Origin of the sequence: Rhodococcus sp. NPDC059234 (assembly GCF_042754225.1) — a bacterium.
Lineage (GTDB): Bacteria > Actinomycetota > Actinomycetes > Mycobacteriales > Mycobacteriaceae > Rhodococcus_G.
Genome location: NZ_JBHZAH010000182.1, coordinates 1 through 6,503 on the forward strand (window position 1 = coordinate 1; position 6,503 = coordinate 6,503).

Sequence of the window (6,503 nt, forward strand, 5' to 3'; positions counted from 1 at the left end):
GCGGTTCGCCGGGCACAGTGGAAGGACAGGAAGCCGTCAGGCCCTGGTGAGCGCCGGGTCCTCGGAGGGGGTGACGGTCCCGGGCGCGGACAGCTCGCCGAGCTTGCCGGTGCGCACGGCCCAGCGCTCGAAGACGATCGAGCCGAACGGCGGCACGCTGGAGACCAACGCCCAGAATGTGGTCGTCAGGCTCCACTTCAGCGAACGCGCGGTCAGCAGCGCAATGATCACGAACGGGATGAACGCCGCGACGCCGTGCACCATGCCGGGAATCTTGACGGCCTCCTCGTGACCGAGGACCCACTTGAAGAACATCGCCACGAGCAAGGCCGCCCAGGTGATGGCCTCCCAGACGGCGATCAGGCGGAACCGCTTCGCGGGCGTGGACACGTCGAGAAACTTCGGCATGCGCTCCATTGTGCCCGACCACAGGGCGCCGCAGACTGTGATCTACGACGCCCTGTAGTCGAGGCTCTCGTGGCTCGACCGAACCCGTGCCTACTTCTTGGGCACCCGGATGATCAGCGCGTCGCCCTGACCACCACCACCGCACAGCGCGGCCGCGCCGACCCCGCCACCGCGACGGCCGAGTTCGAGCGCGAGGTGCAACGCGATACGCGCACCGGACATGCCCAGCGGGTGACCGATCGCGATCGCGCCTCCGTTGACGTTGACCCTCGACTCGTCGAGGCCCAACTCCTTGGTGGAGGCGATGCCCACCGCCGCGAACGCCTCGTTGATCTCGACCAGGTCGAGGTCCTTCGGATCGATGCCCTCCCGCTCGCAGGCCTTCGCGATGGCACGCGCGGGCTGCGACTGCAGGGTCGAGTCGGGACCGGCGACCACGCCGTGCGCGCCGATCTCCGCGATCCAGCTCAGACCCAACTCCTGCGCCTTGGCCTTGCTCATCACGACCACGGCGGCGGCGCCGTCGGAGATCTGCGACGCCGAGCCCGCGGTGACCGTGCCGTCCCTGCTGAACGCGGGACGCAGCTTGCCCAGCGACTCGACGGTGGTGTCGGCACGGATGCCCTCGTCCTGCGTGAACACCACCGGCTCACCCCTGCGCTGCGGAATCGAGACCGGCACGACCTCCGCATCGAAGAGCCCGTCCTTCCAGGCCCGCGCCGCCTTCCGGTGCGAGGCCGCCGAGAACGCGTCCTGCGCCTCCCTGCTGATGCGCTGGTCCTCGTCCTGGTTGCGCGCCTCGGTCAGGTTGCCCATCGGCTGGTCGGTGAAGATGTCGTGCAAGCCGTCGTACGCCATGTGGTCACGCAGCGTCACGTCGCCGTACTTGAATCCCTCGCGGGACTTCTCGAGCATGTGCGGCGCCCGGCTCATCGACTCCTGGCCGCCGGCCACGACGACATCGAACTCGCCGGCCCGGATCAGCTGGTCGGCGAGCGCGATCGCGTCGACACCCGAGAGGCAGACCTTGTTGATCGACAACGCGGGCACGTCCATCGGGATACCCGCGGACACCGCAGCCTGACGGGCGGGCATCTGGCCCGCACCCGCGGTGAGCACCTGCCCCATGATCACGTACTGCACCTGTTCGGGCGCGACACCCGCCCTGTCCAGGGCACCCCTGATCGCGATGCCGCCCAGATCGGACCCGGAGAAGTCCTTGAGCGATCCGAGCAGCCTGCCCACAGGGGTACGGGCTCCGGCGACGATGACAGAACTGCTCACTGCTTCCTCCAACGATCAACTGCGGTGGGATCGACCCGACGACGGCGTCCGAAGTCACATCCCGTCGAGGTCTCACCAAACGGTAGCGCTACCGTCTGTGGCATGACACAGTCCGCCCCCAGCGCAACGACATCTCCCCTGGCCTCCGAGCTCGTCACGGCCATCGACCACGTCGGCATCGCGGTCCCCGACCTCGACGTGGCGATCGCGTGGTACGGCGAGCACCTCGGACTGGTCTCGACCCACGAGGAGGTCAACGAGGAGCAGGGCGTCCGCGAGGCCATGCTGTCGGTGCCGGGCAGCCCGGAGGGCTCGACCGCGATCCAGCTCCTCGCCCCGCTGAACGAGGACTCCACCATCGCGAAGTTCATCGGCCGCAGCGGCCCGGGACTGCAGCAGCTGGCCTACCGGGTGACCGACCTCGACGCGATCTCCGCCCGTCTGCGGGCCGGCGGCGTCCGGCTGCTCTACGACGCCCCGCGTCGCGGCACCGCGGATTCGCGGATCAACTTCCTGCACCCGAAGGACGCGGGCGGCGTGCTCGTCGAGCTCGTCGAGCCGGCCGCGACTTCGTCACACTGATCTCAGAGCATCGACCCGACATCCCAGCCACGGTAGGTTATTGACCATGTCCAACGAGCACGACCGCGGTCCCGTCCCACTGCCCTTCAACATTGTGCGAAAGGGCTATGACAAGGACGAGGTTCGCAACTTCTTCGATCGCTTCGACGCGGAGTTGCGCGTCACCGCGACCGACCGCGACGCCGCCGCGGCGCAGGCGCGCGACCTGGCGCACCAGCTCGAGGACGCTCGGGACGAGATCGACGATCTCCGCAAGGATGTCGACCGACTGTCGGTGCCCCCCACCACCGCGGAGGGCATGAGCGAGCGCATCTCCCGGATGCTGCGACTGGCCTCCGACGAGGCGTCCGAGGTTCGGGCGAAGGCGCAGGCCGAGTCCGCCGAGATGGTCTCGATCGCCGAGCAGGACGCGGCGGCCCTGCGCGGCAAGTACGAGTCGAAGCTGGCCGAACTCGCCGATCGCCGGTCGGCGATGGAGACCGAGCACGAGCAGACGATGGCCAGCGCACGCACCGAGGCGGCGCGGACCGTCGAGGCCGCGCAGTCCGAGGCGGCCCGGCTCGAGGCGGAGTCCGACGCCAAGCGTGCCCGGATCCAGCAGGACTTCGAGATCACCATGACCGAGCGGCGCACCACGGTCGTCGCCGCAGTCGAGGAGCTCGAGGCGACGAGCAAGGCCGAGGCCGAGCGCCGGCTCACCGACGCGACCAACGAGTCCCGCCGACGCCTGCAGTCCGCGACCGAGCAGGCCGAGAAGCGGATCGCGCACGCGAAGGAACTCGCCGAGGAACTCCGGGTGCTCCGTGGCCGGGTGTTGGCGCAGCTCTTGGGAATTCGCGGTCAGCTGGACTCGGTGCCCGCCATGCTCGCCTCCGTCAACCGCGAGGGCGAACTGCTCGACGGTGCACCCTCGAAGGGCGACGCGCACGACTCGGAAGAGAACGAGAAGGACGAGGCGGCCGACGGCGACGCCCCGCAGAAGTCGGTCACGACCACCGTCGGGTAAGTCCCCGCGATCCGCGACCGTTCCAACATCCGGTGTGCCAGTGCCGGCGGTCCTCGGCTCCACCGAGCCCGTCCGCCGGCCAGGCCACCAGATGGGCTACCCCGGGCCTGATCTCGTGGTCGCAACCGGGGCACCGATAGGTCTTGGTGGCCCGGGCTCCCGGCACCTGCCGGACCAGGAATCGCTCACCGTCGTACCCGGCCGGTCCCGACTCCACCCGCGGACCGTTCAGCCCGACGGGTGCGGGCCGGTCCGAGGAGCGGTGCTGGTTGCGGCGGGGCATGACGTCCACTGTATCCGGGGCCCGAAGGCCCGCCCGACGAGTCTGTTCCCCCGGCCACAGGGGGCGCTCAGAACAGCCGGAACTCCGTGCTCTCGATCCCTCGCAGCGCCTCGTAATCGAGAGTCAGACAACGAATTCCGCGATCCTCCGCCAGCGTCTTCGCCTGCGGCTTGATCTGCTGGGCGGCGAACACGCCCCGCACCGGAGCCAGCAGCGGGTCACGGTTGAGCAGTTCCAGGTACCGGGTCAGCTGCTCGACACCGTCGATCTCGCCGCGCCGCTTGATCTCGACCGCCACCGAGCCGCCGTCGGCGTCGCGGCACAGCAGATCGACCGGGCCGATGGCAGTCATGTACTCGCGGCGCACCAGGCTGTACCCGTCGCCGAGGGTCTCCACATGTTCGGCGAGCAGTTCCTGCAGGTGCGCCTCGACCCCGTCCTTGATCAGACCGGGGTCGACGCCGAGCTCGTGCGAGGAATCGTGCTCGACCTCGTCGATCGTGATGCGAAGCTCCTCGCCGGCCTTGTTGGTCACGACCCACAGCGACTTGCCGTCGTCACCGCCGTCCTCGACCAGCCAGCACGGCGGGCTCATCCAGTTGAGTGGTTTGTAGGCGCGGTCGTCGGCGTGGATGCTCACCGAACCGTCCGACTTGACCAGCAGCAGCCTGCGGGCCTTCGGCAGATGGGAGGTGAGTCGTCCGACGTAGTCGACCTGGCAGCTGGCAATCACGAGACGCACGGCCACCACCCTAGAACACGACGGCGCCGACTCCCGCATGCCCGACACACGTGGCGCCGTCCTCCTCCCGGTGCCCGCCGCTAGTGTGAGGCACACCATGCGCCCTTTCCGCCGCTCCGCCGCACCGCTCGGGTCGCCGATCCTCGGCACCGTCGACGAGAGTCCACGAGTTCGCCGGGTCCGCGTCCAGGTCTTGCTCACCTCGTCGCTCATGCTGGCCAACCTGATCGGCGCCCTCCTCGTCGGCGTGTTGTTTCTCCTGGTGATCCCCGGTCCGGCGCTCTTCACCTCGGAGTTCCGGATCGTCACCGCCGTGATCGGACCGGCCTACATCGGGGTGTCGCTGCTCATCGGCACCCTGTGGGGCACGCTGATGGGAATCCGTGACCTGCGCTGGGCCGTCGAGGGACGTACCCCGACCCGCCGTGAGGCGACCGCGGCCCTGTCGATGCCCTGGCGACTGACCGTCATCCAGATCGTGCTGTGGTCGGGTGGACTGGCTCTGTTCACCACCGCGTACGGACTGATCGATCCGGCCACGATCCCGAAGGTCGCACTCACCATCGCTATGGGTGCGGTCACCGTGTGTGCGTTCTGCTATCTGCTCAGCGAGTTCTCACTGCGGCCCGCGGCCGCCCGCGCCCTCGAGGCCGGCGACCCACGCCGCGTGCGCATCGCCCGGGTCACCGGGCGCGGATTGCTGACCTGGTCCCTCGGCACCGGGGTCCCGGTGTTCGGGTTGATGCTGGTGGCCGTCTTCGGCCTGGCGAAGGGGGACGTGGACGCCACGAAGGCGAACGTGTCGATCCTTGCCATCGGCGGAGTCACGTTGGTCTGCGGTTTCGCCCTGACCCTGCTCGGACTGAGCGCGACGGTCGACCCGATCCGGGCGGTGCGAGGCGCGATGTCCAGGGTCGAGCGGGGCGACCTCGACGCCACCGTCGTTGTCTACGACGGCACCGAACTCGGCGAGCTGCAGAGCGGGTTCAACCGGATGGCCGAGGGGCTGCGCGAACGCGAGCGCATCCAGGAGCTGTTCGGCAGACACGTCGGGCACGACGTCGCGGCGGCCGCGATCGCCCGCAACCCCGAACTGGGCGGCGAGGAACGCCAGATCGCGGTCTTCTTCATCGATCTCGTCGGTTCGACCCAACTGGCCGCCACCCGGCCTCCGAAGGAGGTCGTCGAACTGCTCAACCGGTTCTTCGCGGTGGTCGTCGACGAGGTGGACACGCACGGAGGCCTCATCAACAAGTTCGAGGGCGACGCCGCGCTCGCCGTCTTCGGCGCCCCGGCCGAACTCGACGACCCGGAGGGCAGCGCGCTCGCCGCAGCGCGACGGATCCGGGACCGGCTCCTCGCCGAGGTCCCCGACTGCAGCGCCGCGATCGGTGTGGCAGCCGGGATCGCCGTCGCCGGGAACATCGGTGCCCGCAACCGATTCGAGTACACCGTGATCGGCGACCCGGTCAACGAGGCCGCTCGCCTGTGCGAGCTCGCCAAGTCCGTCCCCGGGTCTCTGATCGCGTCCGAACGCACGGTCGCCGCCGCAGCACCCGACATCTCGCGCCGGTGGGCTCTGGGTGATTCCGTGGTCCTCCGCGGCCGCGGCGCGCCGACGCGGCTCGCCACACCCGTCACCGTGAGCTGAGGACACCGAGGGACGAGTGACCGTGGAACTGCACGTGCATTCGCATGTCGGTCCCCTCTGGTAGACGTGGGGTATGGCTGTGACTGTCGACGAGTTCCTGACGATGCTGGACACCCTGCCCGAGTCCGTGCAGAGCCCCGGAACGAGCTGGATCGCCCTCAAGGTCGCCGGCAAGGGTTTCGGCTACGTGTGGGAGAAGACGGAGACGGTGGGACTCAAGACGACACTGGACGAGCAGATCGCACTGGTGGCCGAGCGGCCCGAGGTATTCGAAGTTCAGTTCACCACAAGCCAGTTCGGCTGGGTGGTGGTGCAGCTGGCGAAGATCGATCCCGACGAACTACTGGAACTGGTCACCGAGGCCTGGTGCCTGACCGCACCCAAGCGACTCGTCCAGGCCCACGAGTTCGGCAGCCTCTACGACGAGTAGGACCGCCCGCGGGTGCCCGTGCGCCGGCGACGGTTCTTGCCCTGGAAATGCGAAATGCCTCGCACCGCAAGCTCTTTCGAGCTGCAGTGCGAGGCATTCGCAACGTATGTTCGGCGG

At 68.8% G+C, this 6,503-nt stretch carries 8 protein-coding genes; 4 read left to right on the plus strand and 4 right to left on the minus strand.

Annotated elements, in window-relative coordinates; genetic code table 11:
• Window positions 1–36 precede the first annotated feature (36 nt).
• Together ACFXGJ_RS23675 and ACFXGJ_RS23680 are read right to left on the minus strand one after the other, a co-directional pair.
• Entirely contained in the window at window positions 37–408 is a 372-nt protein-coding gene (locus ACFXGJ_RS23675) for a DUF3817 domain-containing protein (RefSeq protein WP_378625700.1), read from the minus strand.
• Between the two features lie 90 nt (window positions 409–498).
• On the minus strand, window positions 499–1,692 hold the full coding sequence (locus tag ACFXGJ_RS23680; RefSeq protein WP_378625701.1) for an acetyl-CoA C-acetyltransferase: 1,194 nt from the start codon (window positions 1,690–1,692) through the stop codon (window positions 499–501).
• A 102-nt stretch (window positions 1,693–1,794) separates the two neighbouring features.
• On the opposite strand from ACFXGJ_RS23680, the gene mce reads away from it, so the two are divergent.
• Together mce and ACFXGJ_RS23690 are read left to right on the plus strand one after the other, a co-directional pair.
• Complete coding sequence (mce, locus tag ACFXGJ_RS23685) at window positions 1,795–2,274, plus strand: methylmalonyl-CoA epimerase (RefSeq protein WP_378625702.1); 480 nt, start codon at window positions 1,795–1,797, stop codon at window positions 2,272–2,274.
• A 46-nt stretch (window positions 2,275–2,320) separates the two neighbouring features.
• Window positions 2,321–3,280: a hypothetical protein gene (locus ACFXGJ_RS23690; protein ID WP_378625703.1), complete on the plus strand. Its 960-nt coding sequence runs from the start codon at window positions 2,321–2,323 to the stop codon at window positions 3,278–3,280.
• Here the strand turns inward: ACFXGJ_RS23690 and ACFXGJ_RS23695 are convergent.
• Both ACFXGJ_RS23695 and nucS read right to left on the minus strand, forming a co-directional pair.
• Window positions 3,261–3,563: an ATP/GTP-binding protein gene (locus tag ACFXGJ_RS23695; RefSeq protein ID WP_378625704.1), complete on the minus strand. Its 303-nt coding sequence runs from the start codon at window positions 3,561–3,563 to the stop codon at window positions 3,261–3,263. The genes ACFXGJ_RS23690 and ACFXGJ_RS23695 overlap by 20 nt on opposite strands.
• A gap of 67 nt (window positions 3,564–3,630) precedes the next feature.
• A complete protein-coding gene (nucS, locus tag ACFXGJ_RS23700) occupies window positions 3,631–4,305 on the minus strand; it encodes an endonuclease NucS (protein WP_378428677.1) in 675 nt (224 codons plus the stop codon).
• Window positions 4,306–4,402: 97 nt separating this feature from the next.
• On the opposite strand from nucS, the gene ACFXGJ_RS23705 reads away from it, so the two are divergent.
• Together ACFXGJ_RS23705 and ACFXGJ_RS23710 are read left to right on the plus strand one after the other, a co-directional pair.
• Window positions 4,403–5,956: an adenylate/guanylate cyclase domain-containing protein gene (locus ACFXGJ_RS23705; protein ID WP_378625705.1), complete on the plus strand. Its 1,554-nt coding sequence runs from the start codon at window positions 4,403–4,405 to the stop codon at window positions 5,954–5,956.
• Window positions 5,957–6,029: 73 nt separating this feature from the next.
• Window positions 6,030–6,386 (plus strand): MmcQ/YjbR family DNA-binding protein, encoded by a 357-nt coding sequence (locus ACFXGJ_RS23710; protein ID WP_378625706.1) that lies wholly within the window; start codon window positions 6,030–6,032, stop codon window positions 6,384–6,386.
• Window positions 6,387–6,503 lie beyond the last annotated feature (117 nt).

Coding starts and splice junctions, on each gene's coding strand:
- ACFXGJ_RS23675 (WP_378625700.1), bottom strand. CDS start 408: ATGCCGAAGTTTCTCGACGTGTCCACGCCCGCGAAGCGGTTCCGCCTG.
- ACFXGJ_RS23710 (WP_378625706.1), top strand. CDS start 6,030: ATGGCTGTGACTGTCGACGAGTTCCTGACGATGCTGGACACCCTGCCC.
- ACFXGJ_RS23695 (WP_378625704.1), bottom strand. CDS start 3,563: ATGCCCCGCCGCAACCAGCACCGCTCCTCGGACCGGCCCGCACCCGTC.
- mce (WP_378625702.1), top strand. CDS start 1,795: ATGACACAGTCCGCCCCCAGCGCAACGACATCTCCCCTGGCCTCCGAG.
- ACFXGJ_RS23705 (WP_378625705.1), top strand. CDS start 4,403: ATGCGCCCTTTCCGCCGCTCCGCCGCACCGCTCGGGTCGCCGATCCTC.
- ACFXGJ_RS23690 (WP_378625703.1), top strand. CDS start 2,321: ATGTCCAACGAGCACGACCGCGGTCCCGTCCCACTGCCCTTCAACATT.